This window comes from Nonomuraea sp. SYSU D8015 (assembly GCF_008065375.1).
In the GTDB taxonomy this organism is placed as follows: Bacteria; Actinomycetota; Actinomycetes; order Streptosporangiales; family Streptosporangiaceae; genus Nonomuraea.
The window spans coordinates 83667-101973 of record NZ_MU084032.1 but is presented as its reverse complement, the minus strand read 5'-3'; the positions used below and the strand labels follow the sequence as shown (position 1 = coordinate 101973).

Annotated in this window: 18 protein-coding genes and 1 riboswitch; of the genes, 12 read left to right on the top strand and 6 right to left on the bottom strand. The window is 71.5% G+C overall.

The features are described 5' to 3' along the window. Positions 1 to 11 precede the first annotated feature (11 nt). From ID574_RS00405 to ID574_RS00385, 5 genes are all read left to right on the top strand, one after another. Entirely contained in the window at positions 12 to 2126 is a 2115-nt protein-coding gene (locus tag ID574_RS00405) for an alpha-galactosidase (RefSeq protein ID WP_188186842.1), read from the top strand. Between the two features lie 3 nt (positions 2127 to 2129). Beyond that, positions 2130 to 3077, top strand: a complete 948-nt coding sequence (locus ID574_RS00400) for a carbohydrate ABC transporter permease (protein WP_188186725.1) — start codon at positions 2130 to 2132, stop codon at positions 3075 to 3077. Positions 3078 to 3089: 12 nt separating this feature from the next. After that, positions 3090 to 4034, top strand: a complete 945-nt coding sequence (locus tag ID574_RS00395) for a carbohydrate ABC transporter permease (RefSeq protein ID WP_223166236.1) — start codon at positions 3090 to 3092, stop codon at positions 4032 to 4034. A gap of 43 nt (positions 4035 to 4077) precedes the next feature. Further along, positions 4078 to 5430: an ABC transporter substrate-binding protein gene (locus tag ID574_RS00390; RefSeq protein WP_188186724.1), complete on the top strand. Its 1353-nt coding sequence runs from the start codon at positions 4078 to 4080 to the stop codon at positions 5428 to 5430. Between the two features lie 205 nt (positions 5431 to 5635). Then, complete coding sequence (locus tag ID574_RS00385) at positions 5636 to 6682, top strand: LacI family DNA-binding transcriptional regulator (RefSeq protein WP_188186723.1); 1047 nt, start codon at positions 5636 to 5638, stop codon at positions 6680 to 6682. A gap of 108 nt (positions 6683 to 6790) precedes the next feature. Here ID574_RS00385 and ID574_RS00380 read toward each other — a convergent pair whose 3' ends face one another. From ID574_RS00380 to ID574_RS00370, 3 genes are all read right to left on the bottom strand, one after another. Continuing rightward, positions 6791 to 8029, bottom strand: a complete 1239-nt coding sequence (locus ID574_RS00380) for an RNA polymerase sigma factor (RefSeq protein ID WP_188186722.1) — start codon at positions 8027 to 8029, stop codon at positions 6791 to 6793. Positions 8030 to 8103: 74 nt separating this feature from the next. Beyond that, positions 8104 to 8544 (bottom strand): YciI family protein, encoded by a 441-nt coding sequence (locus ID574_RS00375; protein ID WP_188186721.1) that lies wholly within the window; start codon positions 8542 to 8544, stop codon positions 8104 to 8106. Between the two features lie 64 nt (positions 8545 to 8608). After that, positions 8609 to 9334 (bottom strand): TetR/AcrR family transcriptional regulator, encoded by a 726-nt coding sequence (locus tag ID574_RS00370; RefSeq protein WP_188186720.1) that lies wholly within the window; start codon positions 9332 to 9334, stop codon positions 8609 to 8611. A gap of 118 nt (positions 9335 to 9452) precedes the next feature. Between ID574_RS00370 and ID574_RS00365 the strand changes: the two genes are divergently transcribed. Next, positions 9453 to 10043, top strand: a complete 591-nt coding sequence (locus ID574_RS00365; protein ID WP_188186719.1) for an NADPH-dependent FMN reductase — start codon at positions 9453 to 9455, stop codon at positions 10041 to 10043. Between the two features lies 1 nt (position 10044). After that, positions 10045 to 11538, top strand: coding sequence for an MDR family MFS transporter (locus tag ID574_RS00360; protein ID WP_223166235.1), 1494 nt, complete (start codon positions 10045 to 10047; stop codon positions 11536 to 11538). Here ID574_RS00360 and ID574_RS00355 read toward each other — a convergent pair. Beyond that, a complete protein-coding gene (locus ID574_RS00355; RefSeq protein WP_188186718.1) occupies positions 11528 to 12391 on the bottom strand; it encodes a LysR family transcriptional regulator in 864 nt (287 codons plus the stop codon). The two genes, ID574_RS00360 and ID574_RS00355, sit on opposite strands and share 11 nt — an antisense overlap. A 59-nt stretch (positions 12392 to 12450) precedes the next feature. Between ID574_RS00355 and ID574_RS00350 the strand changes: the two genes are divergently transcribed. Then, positions 12451 to 13263 carry an alpha/beta fold hydrolase gene (locus ID574_RS00350; RefSeq protein WP_188186717.1) on the top strand — a complete coding sequence of 271 codons (813 nt, stop codon included), beginning with the start codon at positions 12451 to 12453 and terminating at the stop codon, positions 13261 to 13263. A gap of 52 nt (positions 13264 to 13315) precedes the next feature. Here ID574_RS00350 and ID574_RS00345 read toward each other — a convergent pair whose 3' ends face one another. Next, positions 13316 to 13528 (bottom strand): hypothetical protein, encoded by a 213-nt coding sequence (locus tag ID574_RS00345; protein ID WP_188186716.1) that lies wholly within the window; start codon positions 13526 to 13528, stop codon positions 13316 to 13318. Positions 13529 to 13738: 210 nt separating this feature from the next. Here ID574_RS00345 and ID574_RS00340 point away from each other — a divergent pair, with 210 nt between their 5' ends. The 4 genes from ID574_RS00340 (at position 13739) to ID574_RS00325 (ending at position 17324) form a co-directional block, all read left to right on the top strand. Beyond that, a complete protein-coding gene (locus tag ID574_RS00340; RefSeq protein WP_188186715.1) occupies positions 13739 to 14320 on the top strand; it encodes an RNA polymerase sigma factor in 582 nt (193 codons plus the stop codon). Positions 14321 to 14988: 668 nt separating this feature from the next. Beyond that, positions 14989 to 15678 carry a hypothetical protein gene (locus tag ID574_RS00335; protein WP_188186714.1) on the top strand — a complete coding sequence of 230 codons (690 nt, stop codon included), beginning with the start codon at positions 14989 to 14991 and terminating at the stop codon, positions 15676 to 15678. Continuing rightward, positions 15675 to 16397 (top strand): hypothetical protein, encoded by a 723-nt coding sequence (locus ID574_RS00330; protein ID WP_188186713.1) that lies wholly within the window; start codon positions 15675 to 15677, stop codon positions 16395 to 16397. Before ID574_RS00335 ends, ID574_RS00330 begins: the two co-directional genes overlap by 4 nt. A 66-nt stretch (positions 16398 to 16463) precedes the next feature. Beyond that, positions 16464 to 17324 carry an ABC transporter ATP-binding protein gene (locus ID574_RS00325; RefSeq protein ID WP_188186712.1) on the top strand — a complete coding sequence of 287 codons (861 nt, stop codon included), beginning with the start codon at positions 16464 to 16466 and terminating at the stop codon, positions 17322 to 17324. Between the two features lie 57 nt (positions 17325 to 17381). Here ID574_RS00325 and ID574_RS00320 read toward each other — a convergent pair whose 3' ends face one another. Then, entirely contained in the window at positions 17382 to 18068 is a 687-nt protein-coding gene (locus ID574_RS00320; protein ID WP_188186711.1) for a CHAP domain-containing protein, read from the bottom strand. A gap of 13 nt (positions 18069 to 18081) precedes the next feature. Beyond that, positions 18082 to 18218, bottom strand: a riboswitch (cyclic di-AMP (ydaO/yuaA leader). Between the last annotated feature and the right edge of the window lie 89 nt (positions 18219 to 18307).

Here is an 18307-nt window from a genome sequence, read left to right as displayed (position 1 = left end):
GGCCGGAGCCGATCCACCTACGGGCGGGAGGCGTCAGCCTGGTCCTGGACGTGGGCGGGCCACGACTGCCGAGCGTGCTGCACTGGGGCTGCGACCTCGGAGAGCTCCCGCCTGAGCAGCTGCGCGAGCTGGCGCTCGCCACCGTTCCCGCTGTCGTCTCCGGCGGCACCGACGCCCCCGGAACCCTCTCGGTGCTCGCCGAGCACGGGACCGGCTGGCCCGGGCTGCCGGGACTGCGCGGGCATCGCGCCGGCACGGCCTGGTCGCCGCTGTTCACGATGACGTCCGCGCGCGCCGACGGCGAACAGGTCCGCGTCGAGGCCGTGGACGAGGCCGCGGGCCTGGAGCTGACGCTGTGGATCGCGCTCGACGTCACCGGCCTGGTCACGATGCGGGCAGCGGTACGCAACCGGCATCCGGCCGAGCCGTACGTGCTGGACGGCCTCGTGCTCAACCTGCCGGTGCCCGCCGAGGCCGCCGAGCTGCTCGACCTGACCGGGCGGCACCTGCGCGAGCGGTCACCGCAGCGGCAGCCGTTCACCCAGGGCTCCCGGGTCAGGGAGAACCGCCGCGGCCGCACCGGGTCGGACGCGTCGCTGCTGCTGGCGGCGGGCGCTCCCGGCTTCGGATTCCGCTCGGGCGAGGTGTGGGCCGTCCACGTGGGCTGGAGCGGCAACCACGTCACCTATGCCGAGCGCCTGCCGGACGGCCGGGCCGTCATCGGCGGCGGCGAGCTGCTCCTGCCCGGCGAGGTGCGCCTGGAACCGGGGACGGAGTACACGACCCCGTGGCTGTACGCGGCGTACGGCCAAGGGCTGGACACCATCTCCGAACGTTTCCACCGGCACCTGCGCGCCCGCCCCGGCCACCCGGCGGCCCCGCGTCCCGTGGTCATGAACACCTGGGAGGCCGTCTACTTCGACCACGACCTGCCCAAGCTGTGCGCACTGGCCGACCGGGCGGCCAAGGTGGGGGCCGAGCGGTTCGTCCTGGACGACGGCTGGTTCCGCCACCGCCGCGACGACCACGCCGGCCTCGGCGACTGGTACGTCGACGAGGCCGTCTGGCCGCAGGGCCTGCACCCCTTGGTCGACCACGTGCGGGCGCTCGGGATGCAGTTCGGCCTCTGGGTCGAGCCCGAGATGATCAACCCCGACTCCGACCTGGCCAGGGCCCACCCAGAGTGGATCATGTCGACCGGCGGGCGGATGCCGCCGGAGCAGCGGTACCAGCAGGTGCTGGACCTGGTCCACCCCGAGGCGTACGCCTACGTGCTGGAGCGCCTGGACCGGCTGATCGGCGAGTACGGCATCGACTACCTGAAGTGGGACCACAACCGCGACCTGGTGGACGCCGGCCACAGCCCGCACGGCGAGGCGGCGGTCCACCGCCAGACGCTCGCCGTCTACCGGATGCTGGACGAGCTGCGCCGGCGCCATCCCGGCCTGGAGATCGAGTCGTGCTCCTCGGGCGGAGCGCGGGTGGATCTCGGCATCCTCCAGCGGACCGACCGGGTGTGGGGCAGCGACTGCATCGACGCCCTGGAGCGCCAGTCGATCCAGCGCTGGACCCAGCTGCTCCTCCCGCCCGAGCTGATCGGCTCGCACGTCGGAGCCGCGCACGCGCACACCACCGGACGCCGGCACGATCTGGCCTTCCGCGCGGGAACGGCGCTGTTCGGCCACTTCGGCATCGAGTGGGACCTCATCTCGGCCTCGGCGGCCGAGCAGGAGGAGCTCGCGCGCTGGATCACGCTCTACAAGGACGTCCGCGGCCTGCTGCACACCGGGCGGATCGTCCGCGCCGACCACCCCGACCCCGCGCTGTGGCTGCACGGCGTGGTGGCGGAGGACGGCTCGGAAGCCGTCTTCGCCCTGGTCGCGGTCGCGACCTCGGCCACCGCGCCGCCTGGCCGGGTGCGCCTGCCCGGGCTGGACCCCGACGCGGTGTACCGGGTCCGGCCGCTGCCGCCGGGCGACGTGGCCGCGGGGGTCAACCACGTGCCGCCGGCCTGGCTGCTCGGCGGCGAGCTCGTGCTTCCCGGCTCGGTGCTGGACCGGGTCGGCATCCAGGTTCCGGATCTTTTCCCCGAACACCTACTGCTGCTCCGGCTGACCAGGGAGTGATCGATGGCCGACACCGTCTCCGTTCCCACACCAAGACCTGGGGCGCCTGCTGGGCGCCGCAGATCGCCGCAGGCCCGGCCGCACGTGAGGCGGGACCATCGGGCGGCGCTGTTCTTCATCCTGCCCGCGCTGCTGGGGTTCGGGGTCTTCTACCTGTGGCCCACGATCCGCGGCGTGTACCTGAGCTTCACCGACTACAGCCTGCTGACCCCGCCCGCGTGGTCCGGGGTGGCGAACTACACCAAGCTCATCGGCGACGCCTCCTTCTGGCGCTCCCTCGCGGTGACGCTGGAGTACGTCGTCATCAACATCGGGGTGCAGACGATCGTCGCGATCGCCCTGGCGGTCCTGATGCACCGGCTGACCAGGTCGAGCTTCCTGCGGGGAGTGCTGCTGCTGCCGTACCTGGTCGCGAACGTGGTCGTCGCCCTCGTGTGGTACTGGATGGCCGACTACACCCTCGGTGTGGTCAACCAGTTCCTCGGCTGGATCGGGTTCGGTCCTCTCGGGTTCTTCGGTGAAGAGCACCTGGTGATCCCGACGATCGCGCTGGTGAACGTCTGGCGGCACATGGGATACACCGCGCTGCTGATCTTCGCCGGCCTGCAGGCGATCCCGAGGTCGCTCTACGAGGCCGCGGCGGTGGACGGATCGACGGAGTGGCGCTCGTTCTGGCGGATCACCCTGCCCCTGCTGCGGCCGGTGCTGGCGATGGTGCTGGTCATCACGGTCATCGGGTCGTTCCAGATCTTCGACACCGTGGCCGTCACCACCCAGGGCGGCCCGGCGGACGCCTCCAAGGTCGTCTACTACTACATCTTCGAGAAGGCCTTCAGCCAGTTCGACTTCGGCTACGCCTCCGCGATGGGCGTCGCCCTGATCGTCATCCTCGCCGGTGTCTCGCTGTTCCAGCTGCGCTTGCTGCGCGCGGGCGAGTCGGACCTGTCCTAGAGGAGTGCTGCCATGACCGCTGTCAGTATGCCCGCGACCAAGACCAGGGCGGCCGCGCCGGCCGAGCGCCGTGGACGTCGTGTCCGCATCGGACGGATCGCCGCCTGGGCAGTGCTCTGGCTCTTCGTCCTGATCACGCTGTTCCCGTTCTACTGGATGCTGCGAACCTCGCTGTCCAACAACCGGATGCTGTTCTCCGACCCCTCCTCCTGGCTGCCGGTGGCCCCGACCCTCGGCGGGTACGAGCGGGTGTTCGGGCTGGCCACTCTTCAGGAGGCCCAAGCGCAGGGCGGCTCCGGCGCCTCCATCAGGTTCTGGCTGTATCTGCGCAACTCGGTCATCGTCGCCGCGGTCATCACGGTCGGCCAGGTGTTCTTCAGCGCCATGGCGGCCTACGCGTTCGCGCGGCTGCGCTGGCCCGGCCGGGACAAGGTGTTCTTCCTGTTCCTCACCGCGCTGATGGTCCCGCCGATCTTCATTCACCTGCCCAACTTCGAGCTGATGAAGAACCTGGGGCTGCTCAACACCTTCGCGGGGATCGTGCTGCCGTACCTGTTCATGACCCCGTTCGCGGTCTTCTTCCTGCGCCAGTTCTTCCTGAACGTGAGCCGCGAGGTGGAGGAGGCCGCGATGATCGACGGCGCCGGCTATCCGCGCATCTTCTTCCGGCTCATCCTGCCCATGAGCGCCGCGCCGATCGCCACGCTGGCCATCCTCACCTACATCAACTCCTGGAACGAGTACTTCTGGCCGCTGCTGGTCACCGATCCCACCAACGACGACGTCCGCGTGCTCACCGTGGCGCTCGGCCTGTTCAAGTCCCAGACGCCGCAGGGCAGCCCCGACTGGGCCGGGCTGATGGCCGCCACGCTCGTCGCGGCGCTGCCGGTGCTCCTGCTGTTCGCGGCGTTCGGCAAGCGCATCGTCAACTCCATCCAGTTCTCCGGTCTGAAGTGACCCCCCGATCCTCTCGCCAAGCTCCACCGGAAAGGACACATTGATGATCAAGAAGTTGCCGGCGGCCGCCGGCGTCGCCCTGCTGTCCCTGGCCCTCGCCGCGTGCGGCGGTAGCAGCGGAGGGACCGCCTCCTCCGGCGGGAAGACGACCCTCTCCTACTGGCTCTGGGACGCCAACCAGCAGCCGGCCTACCAGCAGTGCGCCACCGACTTCCAGAAGGCCAACCCGAACATCTCCGTCAAGATCACCCAGCTCGGCTGGGACGACTACTGGACCAAGCTCACCACGGGCTTCGTCTCCGGGTCCGCGCCGGACGTCTTCACCAACCACCTGGCCAAATACCCCGAGTTCGTCACCAAGCGCACCATCCTGCCGATCGACGACCTCGTCAAGCAGGACAAGGTGGACACCGGCATCTACGCGGAGGGCCTGGCCGACCTGTGGGTCGGCGCCGACGGCAAGCGGTACGGCCTGCCCAAGGACTGGGACACCATCGCCGTCTTCTACAACAAGAAGCTGACCGAGAAGGCCGGGATCACCGATGCGCAGCTGAAGGAGATGGCCTGGAACCCCACCGACGGCGGCACCTACGAGAAGATCATCGCCAAGCTGACCGTGGACAAGAACGGCAAGCGCGGTGACGAGCCCGGCTTCGACAAGAGCAAGGTCGAGACCTACGGCCTGTGGCTGGAGAGCTCCGGCAACGGCCTGGGCCAGACCCAGTGGAGCATGTACGCCGTCAGCAACGGCTGGAAGTTCACCGACAAGAACCCGTGGGGCAGCCGCTACAACTACGACGACCCCAAGTTCCAGGAGACCATCACCTGGTGGAAGAGCCTGATCGACAAGGGCTACATGCCGCCGCTGAAGGCGACCGAGGGCGTGGCCTGGAACGACATGCTCTCCGCGGGCAAGGCCGCCATGGCGACCAACGGCAGCTGGATGATCGGTTCGGTGGCCGGCGCCAAGTCCGACAAGTTCGAGCCGGCGTTCGCCCCGCTGCCCACCGGCCCGAGCGGCACGCGGATGAGCATGTTCAACGGTCTGGCCGACTCGATCTACGCCGGCACCAAGAACAAGGACGCCGCGTGGAAGTGGGTGAAGTATCTCGCCTCCCCGGCCTGCCAGAACGTCGTCGGCCAGCACGCGGTCGTCTTCCCCGCCATCCCCGCCGCGGTGGAGGTCGCCCAGAAGAAGTTCGGGGAGAAGGGCGTCGACGTCGAGGCGTTCACCGTGAACGTCAAGGACAAGACGACCTTCCTCTTCCCGATCACCGACCACGCCGCGCAGATCGAGTCCATCATGAAGCCGGCCATGGACGCCGTGATCGGCGGCACCGCCCCGGCGAGCTCGCTGAGCAAGGCCAACGAGCAGGTCAATGCCCTGTTCAAGTGAGCGGGCCCCGCTGGAAAGCGGGGGCGCGCGGCGTGCCCGGCCCGGTCGGCGGCCGGTGCCGGGCACACCGGGTGAACGGACGTCCGCCCGGCCGGAGGAGGGCCGGGCGCGCGGCCGCGTACCAACGCAAGAGTCACGATCGGGGTGCGCGACGGCCGGAGCGCCTGCGCTACGCTGATCATGCCCAGCCGAGGGGGAGGGCGCCATGCAATCGCACGAGAGGGCCGGCAGACAGGGGGCCAGGGTACGCAGGAGGCGGCCCACCATGGCCGACGTGGCCCGGCTCGCCGGCGTCTCGCCGACCACGGTCTCGTTCGTCATCAACGAGCGGCCGGGCAGCGGCATCCCGGAGGAGACCCGCCTGCGGGTGCTGGCCGCCGTCGAGGACCTCGGCTATCAGCCCAACCGGCAGGCGCGCAACCTGCGCCTGCAGCGCACCCGTCAGCTCGGCTACCACGTCTCGGGCAAGCAGCTCGACGTCTACCAGGTCTTCACGGTCTCGTTCGTGCAGCCCTTACTGCGTGAGGCCGATCGGCACGGCTACCAGCTCCTCGTCTTCACCTCCGGCGACGACGCGACCGGCCGGCTGCGCGAGCTCGTCGCCGCCCATGGCGTCGACGGATTCGTGATCAACGACTCCAGCATCGACGATCCGCGGGCGCGCTATCTCGCGGGGGTCGGGATGCCCTTCGCCTCGTTCGGGCGCACCGAGGCCGACCTGCCGCAGTCGTGGGTCGACGTCGACAACGCCGTCGGCGTCGCCTCCATGGTCGACTACCTGGTCGAGAAGGGGCACGGCGACATCGCCTACATCGGGGCCCGCCAGCCGGGCTACTGGTTCCACGAGCGGCTGGAGGGCTTCCGCACCCGGATGCGTCACCACGGGCTCTCCGTGCCCGCCTCGTGGGTGGTTCATGAGACGACGGAAGGCGTCGAGGCCGCGGTGGGCCGCCTCCTGCGCGGCCGGCGGCGTCCCACCGCGGTGGTCACCGCGGCCGACTGGCTGGCCGTGGAGGTGATCCGCGCCGTGCGGCTGGCCGGGTTGCGGGTCGGGCAGGACGTCGCCGTGACCGGGTTCGACGGCGGTCCGCTGCAATGGCTCACGGATCCGCCGCTGACGACCGTGCGGCTGCCGTTCGAACGGGCGGCGGCCGCGCTGGTGGAGCGCTGCCTGCGGGAGATCGACGAGGGCCCCACGGGCGAGCCCGGCGTCTACCTGCCGACCGACATCATCGTGGGCGGCTCGGCCTAGCGCTCAGGTCAGGTCCACCACGAGCCGGGCCGACGCCCTTGCCGTGGTCGGGTCGCCGCCCCTGATGTGCACGGAATGCCCGGTGACGCGGCTGTCCCGGCCGAGGGGTCAGCAGGCGGCGGCGCGTTCCTCCAGGAGGGCGCGTTCGCGGGCGTTGCGGGTCATGCCGGCCGCGCGCCCGAACTCCGCCCGCGCCTCCTCCCGCCGGCCCAGCTTGAACAGGAAGTCCCCGCGCACGCTGGGCAGCAGGTGGTAGTCCTTCAGCGACGGCTCGTCCATGATCTGGTCCAGCAGCTCCAGGCCCGCCGCGGGGCCGTACGCCATCGACAGCGCCACCGCGCGGTTCAGCTCGACGACGGGGGAGCGGGACAGCTTGGCCAGCTCCTCGTACAGGTCGGCGATGCGGACCCAGTCGGTGTCCTCGGGGTCGACGGCGCGGGCGTGGCAGGCGGCGATGGCGGCCTGCAGCGTGTACGGGCCGCGGGCGCCGCCGAGCTCCTCGGCACGCTGCAGGGCGGCCAGGCCGCGGCCGATGAGGAGCCGGTCCCAGCGGGCGCGGTTCTGCTCCAGCAGGAGGATCGGCTCGCCGGAGGGGCCCACGCGGGCGGCCGAACGCGACGCCTGGATCTCCATCAGCGCCACCAGCCCGTGGACCTCCGGCTCCTTCGGCATCAGGCCCGCGAGCACCCGGCCCAGGCGCAACGCGTCCTCGCACAGGGCGGGGCGCATCCAGTCGTCGCCGGCCGTGGCCGAGTAGCCCTCGTTGAAGATGAGGTAGATGACCTCCAGGACGGCGGCCAGGCGGCCGGCCAGCTCGGCGCCCTGCGGGACCTCGAAGGGGATCTGCCTGTCGGCCAGGGTGCGCTTGGCGCGGACGATGCGCTGCGCCGCCGTCGGCTCCGAGATCAGGAACGCGCGGGCGATCTCGTCGGTGGTCAGGCCGCCGAGCACGCGCAGCGTCAGCGCCACCCGGGCCTCCACCGACAGGGCGGGGTGGCAGGCCGTGAACACCAGGCGCAGCAGGTCGTCCTCGATCTCGTCGACCTCGGGCGGCTCCTCCTCACCCTGCTCCAGACGGTGGCCGAGCTCGGCCAGGTTGCGCTCCATGCGCTCGTTCCTGCGGATCAGGTCGATGGCGCGGCGTTTGGCGACCGTCATCAGCCAGGCGCCGGGGTTGCGCGGCACGCCGGACTCGGGCCACTGCTCCAGGGCGGCGACCAGCGCGTCCTGGGCCAGCTCCTCGGCGAGGCCGACGTCGCGCACCAGCCTGGCGAGCCCGGCGATGAGCCGGGCCGCCTCGATCCGCCAGACCGCCTCGATCGCCCGGTGTGTGTCGGAAGCCGTCACGGGGCCATGAGATCAGGGCTCGCAGTTCATCGCAACCCGGGTGCGCCGCGCCGCCTCGCGGGAGGGCGTGCGGATCAGACGCCGGGCTCGTCGGCGCCGAGGACCTCGCGCAGGGCCTTCTCGTGCTCGCGCTGCTCGGCCGGCATCGATTCGTCCGGCACGTCCGAGGCGTCGAACACCTGCCACACGTCGAGCGCCACCCCCTCCGCCCCGGGCGGCATCGGCAGGCGCAGCGCCCACTCGACGGCCTCCTCCTTGGACTTCACCTGGATCAGCCAGAAGCCGGCGATGAGCTCCTTGGCCTCGGTGAACGGCCCGTCGATCACGGTCGCCTTGCCGCCGGTGTAGGCGATCTGGGCGCCGCGCGAGCTCGGGTAGAGCCCCTCGGCGGCCAGCAGCACCCCGGCCTTGGCCAGCGACTCGTTGTAGGCGTGCATCTGGTCGACGTACTCCTTGCTGGGCAGCGCCCCGGCCTCGATCTCCGCGTTGCCCTTGCCCACGATCATGAACTTCATCGGATGTCCTCTCTCTGTCGCGTGTGCCCGCCAACGCGTCGAACGGCGGTGGGAGGGATCGACACTACTGCGGGCGTATTCTGTCGGCGATGCCGTCGAGCACGTAGTCGAGCCCCGTCTCGAACTGCCAGCCCGGATCGTGCTTGCGCCTGCCCTCGTAGATGTAGCCCTTGTACGCCGGATAGCGGCCGGTCCCCAGCAGGTACGTCATCTGCGGCGCGAGGCTTTGGTACATCTGCTGCTCGTCCGACCACCCCTGCCCGGCCATGAACTGCCGCATCGCGATCTCGGCGCTGACCACGCCGTGCGTGTAGGAGCTCACCGTGTTGGCCACGGCCATCATCGTGTCGGGGTCGAGGCCGAGGCCGCTCAACGAGCGCAGGGAGCATTCCGAGACGGCCAGGCGGTTCGGGGTGAGGGCGAGCAGCGCGCTCGGCGGGAGCTGGGCGAACCAGAGATGGCGGAGCATCAGCTCGCGCGTCCTGACGGCGATCGCGCGCAGCGTCTCGCGCCAGCCCTCCGTGTCGGCGGGCAGTTCGAGCTCGCCGTAGACGTGGTCGACCATGAGCTGGAGCAGGTCGTCCTTGCCCGACACGTATCGGTAGGTGGCCATCGGCGCGACCCCCAGCTCGGTGGCCAGCCGGCGCATGGTGATGGCGTCGAGCCCCTCGGCGTCCGCGACGCCGACGGCCACGGTGGCGATCCGGTGCGGCGACAGGGTCTGGCGGGGCGCCGGGGCGGGCCGTTCGAGGCGCTCCCACAGTGTGGCCCCGTCCTCGTGAGCGGCCATGAGACCGCCTCCTCTCCAGGCAGTGATTCGTGTACACCGTATCAGGAGTAGACAACATACACCGGGCTGTGTACGTTGTATTTCCGTCGATACGATGTACACACCCGAAGGAGCGCTCATGGAGAGCCCGCTGCGCGTCGCCGTCCTGATCGGCAGCACGAGGGACGGCCGCTTCGGCCCCGCCGTCGGCACCTGGATCCGCGGCCACCTCGACCGGCGCGAGGACATGACCGCCGACGTCATCGACCTGGTCGAGACGCCGCTGCCCACCGTGTTCCCCGTTCTCGGGCAGCCCCCAGCCGCCCGGGACGCCCTGGAGCAGTTGACCGCCGTGTCGCCGCGGATGGCGGCGGCCGACGCATTCGTGATCGTCACACCCGAGTACAACCGGAGCTTCCCCGCCTCGCTGAAGAACGCCATCGACTGGCACAACAAGGAATGGCATGCCAAGCCGGTCGGGTTCGTCGGCTACGGCGGCTTCTCGGCCGGGCTGCGCGCCGTCGAGCAGCTCCGCCTGGTCCTGGCCGAGCTGCACGCCGTCACCGTGCGCGACGCCGTCGGCCTGCAGGCCCCGTGGTCCCAGATCGGCCCGGACGGCACCGAGTCGAACCCCGGCGCCGACGGGGCCGCCAAGGCGATGCTCGACCAGCTCGCCTGGTGGGGCCGCGCCCTGCGCGAGGCCAGGGCCGCGACCCCGTACGGCGCGTGAGATGTATTTCGGCGTCTTCGGGCTGATGCTGGGCATGTTCCTGGCCATGCTGGACGGCCTGATCGTGGGCACCGCGCTGCCCACGATCACCGGCGAGCTGGGCGGCCTGAACGAGCTGTCGTGGGTGGTGACCGCCTACCTGCTGGCCACCGCGGCCACCACCCCGATCTGGGGCAAGCTGGGCGACCTCTACGGCCGCAAGGGCACGTTCATGACCGCGATCGGGATCTTCCTGGCCGGGTCCATGCTGGCCGGGCTGTCGCAGGACATCGGCCAGCTCATCGCCTTCCGCGCGGTGCAGGGGCTCGGCGCGGGCGGGCTGATGGTCGGCGCGTTGTCGATCATCGGCGTGCTCGTGCCGCCCCGCGACAGCGGCAAGGTCCAGTCGATGGTCGGGGCCATGCTGCCGGTCGCCTTCATCGGCGGGCCGTTGCTCGGCGGCCTGCTCACCGACCACCTGAGCTGGCGGTGGACGTTCTACGTGAACGTGCCCGTCGGGGCCGTCGCCCTGCTCGTCGTGGGCTTCGGGATCCGGCTGGCCGGGGAGGAGCGGGTCAGGGCCAGGATCGACTACCTCGGGGCGGCGCTGCTGACCGCCGGCATCCTGGCGTTGACGCTGCTGGCGAGCTGGGGCGGCGTCACGTACGCGTGGACGTCGCCGCAGATCCTGGCCCTGGGCGCGGCCGCCGTCGCGGCGCTGGCCGCCTTCGTCCGCGTCGAGCGGCGGGCCGCGGAGCCGGTCATCCCGCCCAGGCTCTTCCGCGACCGCAACTTCACCCTCGCCCAGGTGCTGAGCCTGCTGTCCGGCGCGGTCATGATGGCGGTGACCGCCTACCTGCCGCAGTACATGCAGTTCGCCCGGGGCGCCTCGCCGACGGCGAGCGGGATGTCGCTGCTGCCGCTGCTGTTCGGCATGCTCGCGGCGCAGCTCGCCACCGGCCGCCTCATCAGCAGGGACGGCCGGTATCGCGTCTACCCCATCCTCGGCGGCGGTGTACTGGTGGCGGGGACGCTGGTGCTGACCGGGCTCGGCGCGGGCACGGACACCGCGCTCGCCTCGGCGCTCACGGTGGTCGCCGGGGTCGGCATCGGGCTGCTGACGCAGTCCACCATGCTGATCACGCTGAACAGCGCCGACCCGCGCGACATGGGAGCGGCCAGCGGGACCGTCACCCTGCTGCGCACCATCGGGGGCTCGCTCGGGATCGCCCTGCTCGGGGCGGTGTTCGGCGCGCGCATGGAGGCGAGCCTGACCGCCGGGGCGGGTGCCGGGACGGCCGGCCGCCTGGCGGGGGAGGGCGGGCTCACCCCCGAGCTGATGTCCACGTTGCCGGCCGGCGTCCGTGCCGCCGTGGGGGAGGCGGTCAGCGCCGGGCTGCACGGCGTGCTGGCCGGCTCCGCCGTCCTGGCCGTTCTCGCCTTCGCCGCCGCCTGGTTCGTCCGGGAGGTGCCGCTCCGCACCGAAGCTCCCGCAACGGAGAAATCTACACTGTAAAGGCGGCCAGCTGGTCGAGGAACACCCGCACGGCGGGGGAGCAGGCTGGCAGCGAGGGGACGGCCAGGGCCAGCGAGCGGGTCGTCCTCGGCTCCAGCGGACGCGTGACGGCCGCGCCCAGGTCGGCGGGCAGCCCCAGCGTGGGCACGATGCTGACCCCGAGCCCCGCGGCCACCATCTCGAGGATCGCGGCCGGTCCGCTGGCCTCGAAGGCGATGTCGAGGCGCACCTCCGACTCCCGCGCGGCACCCATGATCAGCGGGCGGCAGCCGGCGGTGGTCAGGATGAACGGCTGTTCGGCGAAGTCGGCGACGTGCACGACCTCGCGGTCGGCCAGCGGGTGCCCGGCGGGCAGCACGGCCACCATGTCGTGGGTGCTGAGCGGGACGGTGTCCAGGCCGGGGGCGGGCAGGGTGACGACGCCGACCTCGGCGGCGCCCCGATGCAGCCAGGCGCGGATGTCGTCGTCGACCCCCTCGAACAGCCGCACGCGCACCTGCGGGTAGCGGTCGGTGAACGTGCGCAGCAGCCGGGCGATGAGCGTGCCCGTGGCGCTGGGGAGGCTGGCCAGGCGCAGCTCGCCGGTGATCTCGCCGGCGGCGGCCGCCACGTCGGCGCGGATGAGGTCGAAGTGGCGCAGCGCCTCGCGGGCCCGGTCGACCGCGCGGCGGCCGGCCTCGGTGAGGGCGATGCCGTCGCGGTGGCGGACGAACAGGGCCGCGCCGAGCTCGCGCTCCAAGGCGGCGATGGCGCGGCTGACCGCGGGCTGCGACATGCCGGTGTGGTCGGCGGCGGCGGTGAAGCCGCCGTGTTCGGCCACTGCCAGCAGTGCCCTGAGCTGCGCCAATGTCATACCGGCATACCCTAACTGGTATTTGACCCCTGGTGGATCAGAACACGATGGTTATGCCTATGTCTGAACGAATGACGATCGAGGTCGACGGGCTCCGGGCGAGCTATCTGACGGCGGGCGAGCGGGGTCCGGTGGTGTTGCTGCTGCACGGGACGTACTGGAGCCGGGTCTGGCAGCCGGTGATGGACGGGCTGGCGGCGGCGGGACTGCGGCCCGTGGCGGTGGATCTGCCCGGATTGGGGCGCTCGGAGGGGGAGCTCACGATCGAGACGGCGGCGGTTCCTGCGCTGGCCGGGTGGGTGAGGCGGTTCGCCGCCGCCGTGGGCGCCGGCGAGCCGCTGAACGTCGCCGGGCACGACATCGGTGGCGCCGTGGCGCAGCATCTGCTGGCGGGCGGCGGGGTGCGGCGGCTGGCGCTGGTGAACTCGGTGACGTACGACTCGTGGCCGGTGCCGGGTGTGGCCCGCTTCCGCGATCCGGCGGTGGTGGCCTCCGTGACGGCGGAGGAACTGCTGGGCGCCCGCCGGACGGCGATCACCACGGCGCTGGCCCGTCCGGCGACGGAGGCGGAGCTGGCCGACTACCTGGATCCCTGGAACGACGCGCGGGTGCGCCGGTCGTGGATGGCGCTGGCGGGGGCGGCCGACAGCCGCCACACGCTCGGCCTGGTGCCCGCGCTGACGGCCGATCGTACGCCGAAGCTGCTGGTGTGGGGGGAGGACGACACCTTCCAGGAGGTGCGCCACGCCGAGCGGTTCGCCGCCGAGATCCCGAACACCACCCTGGTCCGCGTACCGGGTGCCGGCCACATCCCGATGGAGAACGACGCTGCCGCGGTCACCGGCGCTCTGGCGCGATTTTTCGTGGAATGAACCCGGGCGGGCCCGGTCCTCGGCGTGAGCGTGCCGAGGACCGGGCTGCCGGTCACCTGAGCCAGAGCTGGTAGTAGCCGGGGCCGTCCGTGCACTTGTACTCGTTGTAGTTCTCGCGCACGTACATCTGCCCCGCGTCGACGCAGGCCCGGTAGCTGCCATATCGGGAGTGGGGCTCCCAGGCGGCCGCCTGGGCGGGGAGCGCGGCTCCGCAGAGGGCGAGGGCGGCGATGCCCATGCTGACCAGCGCTGCTCGTACACGCATGCCTGACTTCCTCTCGATCTTGACAATGCTTCAAAGATCGTTTCAGATCGATCATCGGGAGGCGAGTGGCGAGAGATATCAAGTGATTTGATCAATATGGGCAGGTGTTGCTCTTGTGTCGTGAAACAGCAGCCGCGATCATCGCCTCCGGCGCGGCGCGATTCTCGCCGGAGTGAACCCGGGAGGGCCGGCGATGCTACACACCTGCCGATGAAGAGGACCGATCCTGACGCCCGGGTCCTGGCCCGAATCGCCGACGGCGACACCGGCGCGCTGGCCGAGCTCTATGAGCGCTACGGCGAGCCGCTGTTCGCATTCCTGTTCCGGCTGGCCGGCGACAGGGGGACGGCCGAGGAGATCCTGCAGGACACGCTGCTGGCCGTGTGGCGGTCGGCGGGGACGTTCCAGCGCCGGTCGAGCGCGAGCACCTGGTTGTTCGGCGTGGCGCGCAGGCAGGCGCACAACCGGTTACGTGGGACGCCGCCGCCGGCCGCCGCGGAGCCGTACGAGCAGGCCGACCTGCTGCCGGGGCCCGAGGAGCTGGCCGTGGGCGGCGACTGGCTGCAGGCGGCGCTGGCCCGGTTGCCGCTCGCGCAGCGGGAGGTGGTCGTGCTGCACTTCCTGGCCGATCTCGCGCATCAGGACGTCGCGCGGAGCGCATGGTCCCGGCCGCGCCGCCGGTGGAGCGCGTCATCCCGGCGGTGCTGGCCGCCTCGGCGCTGGAGGGCGGGCTCGGTGACGTGCGGGCGCACGCCGTGTCCGCGCCGCGGCGGGCGTGGCAGCTGCTGGTGATGGAGGCGCGCCTGCTGCATCCGGGGGTTTGGGCGGCGTCGTTCCTGGTCATGGCGGTGTGCGCGGTGTTCTCGCTGGTGTGGCCGGTGCTCCCGGAGGCCACGCTGGGGCTGGGGGCGCCGCTGGTGGCGGGACTCGGGGTGGCGGGGCTCTACGGTCCGGAGCGCGATCGGGCCTTCGAGGTGGTGGCCGTCACGCCGACCTCGCCGCGCGTGGTGCTGCTCGCGCGGGTGACGCTGGTGTTCGGGTACGACCTGGCGCTGGCGTCGCTGGCCTCGGGCGTGCTGGCGGTGGCGGGCAGGTCGCCGGCGGGGATGGTGGAGCTGGTGACGGCCTGGCTGGGGCCGATGGCGCTGCTGGCCGCGGTGAGCCTGCTGCTGTCGGTGTGCTGGAATCCGGGCGGGGCGATCGGGGTGGCGCTGGCGGCGTGGAGCGTGCCGGTGCTGGCGTCCACCGATGTGCCGGTCCCGGAGGGGTATCGGGTGATCTGGAGCAGCGGGCCGTGGACGATCGCGCTGGCCGTGGCGCTGGCGGGTGCGGCCATCGCGCTCGCGGGCCGCGTCGAGCCGCTCCGGCGGGGCGCCGCGTCCGGTTGAGCCCCGCCCGCACGGGTTCCTCATCCATGAGGCGGGTGAACCCGGGCGGCGGGGTGGCGCTACTCACTGATCGTGAAACCTGTCGATCTATGGCGGCACGAGGCGCGCAGGGCGGGGCTTCCCGCCCTGCTCGGTCCTCCGGTCCTGGCCGCCCTCATCCAGCTCCTCGCCGTCTTCGGCGCTTCGCTCGGCTCGGGCGAGGAGAACACCCGCTGGTTCCCCATGAGCGCCCTGGAGATGGGCGTGCCGCTGCTGGCGGGTGTGGTCGCGGCCACGCTGCCGGGCCGCGATCCGGTGGCCGAGCTCCGGCTGGCCATCCCGCACGGTTACCGCCCGTCCCTGCTGCGCCGCCTGGCCGTGACGCTGGGTTGTGCGGCGCTGTGCGCACTGGCGGTGTCCGTCACGCTGATGGCGAGCAACTGGTGGACATTCCCCTACGGCGGCGCGGCGGGGCAGTTGGTGTGGCTGGCGCCGGCGCTGTGGCTGGCGGTGCTCGGGTTCTGCTCCGCGGCGGCGCTGCGCAGCACCGCGGCCGCCACGTCGTTGGTGGCTTTCGTGTGGACCGGGGAGCAGATCTTCGGCGGCGCGCTGGCGGACAACACGGCGTACCGGGCGCTGCACCTGTTCGCCACCACGTCATGGGGGAGCGACGGCTGGCCGCTCAACCGCCTGGTCCTGCTGTCCACCGCCCTGCTCCTGGCCGTCGTGGGCTGGCTGCTGCTCGGGAACGCCGAGCGCGTCCTGCGTGGGGAGCCCGAATGATCGCCACGCTGCGCTACGAGTTCGCCATGCAGGTCCGCCGGCCGTCGCTGTGGATCGTGTACGCGCTGGTCTTCGCCGTGCTCATCGTCGCCCTGCCGTTCGGGTCGCTGGACCTGAACGACTACGAGGGGTCGGTCGGCAGGCAGGCGATGTCGGTCGCGGCCCAGATCCTCGTGAGCCTGCTGCCGATCGTGTACGGCTGCATGCTGGCCGACCGGCCGTCGCGTGACCGGGTGCTGCGCGTGGACGGCATCCTGGACGCCACCCCGTCGGGCCGCACCGCCCGGTTGATCGGGAAGTACGCGGGGGTGTGCGCGGCCACGGCGGTGCCGTTCGCGGTCGCGTACTTCGGGCGGGCCCTGCTGTACGCGGTCGTCGAGGGGCAGCCGTCGGCGCTCGGGTGGGCGGCGTTGACCTTCCTGGCGTCGATCGTGCCGGGGCTGGTGTTCCTCGGGGCGCTGGCGTTCGCCGGGCCGCTGCTGCTGCCGCCGATGGTGTTCCGCGTCCTGTTCGTGGCGTACTGGTTCTGGGGCAATCTGATCCCCGCGGCCATGATGCCGACGCTGTCGCACACGATCTTCTCTGCCACCGGTGAGTACGTCAGATACGGCATCGTCGCCCCGCCCCCCCGGGCGGCTTCGGGCCCGGCCCGGAGGCCGTGTTCGACTTCCTGCGCCCGGAGCCGTCTCCGGTCACCGCCTGGCTGTGGATCGGCGTGATGATCGCGCTGGCCGCCGCCGTGTTGTCCCTGGTCCGTCTCCATGCCTCACGAAGCGAGTCCTGACATGCGCATCGACGTCTCCGGCCTGACCAAGACCTACAAGGGCGGCGCCCGCGCGCTCGACGGCCTGACCCTGACGGTGCCGACCGGCATGTACGGCCTGCTGGGCTCGAACGGCGCGGGCAAGACCACGTTCATGCGCATCCTGGCCGGGCTGCTGCGGCCCACGTCGGGTCGGGTGGCGATCGGCGGCCACGACATGGCGACGGCGGAGGGGCGGCTGGCGGTGCAGCGGACGCTCGGCTACCTGCCGCAGGACCTGGGGGTCTATCCGGATCTGAGCGCCCGGCGGTTCCTGGACTACATCGCGCTGCTCAAGGGCCTGCACTCGCGGTCGGCCCGGCGGCGCAGGATCGGCGAGCTGCTGGAGGTGGTGGCGCTGTCGGACGTGGCCGACCGCAGGCTGAAGGGGTTCTCCGGGGGCATGCTGCGCCGGGTGGGCATCGCGCAGGCGCTGCTGGCCGATCCGCGGCTGCTGATCGTGGACGAGCCGACGACGGGGCTGGACCCGGAGGAGCGCATCCGGTTCCGTACGTTGCTGGCGCAGCTGGCGGGGGACCGTACGGTGCTGCTGAGCACGCACATCGTGGACGACGTGGCGCAGACGTGCCGGTCGCTGGCGGTGCTGGCCAAGGGCCGTCTGGCGTTCCAGGGCACGGTGGGCGACCTCGTCTCGCACGCCTACCACCGGGTGTGGACCGTGAGCACGCCGGGGCCGGCGCCCGTCACCGGACGGGTGGTGTCGGCGCTGCCGGAGGGGACGGGCATGCGGTACCGGGTGGTGGCGGCCGCGCCGCCGGACCCGCGCGCCCGGCCGGCCGAGCCGACGCTGGAGGACGGCTATCTCGCGCTCATGGACGGGTGAGACGCGGCGGGCGCGCGCCCCGTGCGGGGCGCGCGCCCATGCCCTGTCGTGCGGGGGTCAGACGGCGTACTCGGGGTAGCCGTAGCCGACGACCTGCCACTTCGGCCGGACACGCTCCTCGACCTTGCCGTTGCCGGTGTTGCCCTCGATGGTGGAGATGGTGCCGTCTCCGTTGTCCTTGACCACCAGGCCGACGTGGTTGATGTCGTCGAGGTCCTTGCTGCCGCTCCAGGCGAAGAACACGACGGCGCCGGGCTTGGCGGAGGTGCCGAAGCGGCTGTTCGCCCGGAACCACTTGGCGTAGGTGACGGTGTAGGCGTCCCAGCCGAGCTGCGGGCGGGCGCCGGTCTTCTCGCCGATCCAGGAGATGAACATCGCGCACCAGGGGGCGTTCAGGTAGGCGGCGCGGTTGCCGCCGTCGCGGGCGATGGTCTCGGCGGCACGCTGCGAGTAGGCGTACCACTGCTGGTACGGGGTGCCGCCGCCGGCGGCGTTCTCGGCGACGCCGACCTGGGACCTCGCCAGGGCCAGCACCTGGTCGGCGGTGACGTTGATCTTGGTCTCGTTGCTCTTGGGGGCGGTCGCGCCGATCTGGTCGGCTGCGGTGGCGACCGGCTGCCTGTCCGACGCCGCCACGGCGGTGGACGTGGCGTGGGCTGTGAAGGCGGAGGCCAGGATGGTGGCGCCGAGGGCGGCGCGGGCGATGTTGATCTTCGGGGCAGCGGTAATGCGGAACTTGGCCATCGAGGGGGTTTACTCCTTGCTTCCATGCCGCTTACCGGGTTAGCTGACGGGCTCGGGCGTGGAAGCTGCCCTACGGCACCGAAGTGCCGATTCGCCCCAAAGGACATGGGTCCCCGGTTCCGCGCAAGGCGGATTCAGCGGTCACAGGACGTCCTGTGATCTATCTAGCGATGGTCAGACATAGCCGGACAAACCGGACGTATGCCACGAGATGGCTCATAAGGTAATACATGAGGCAA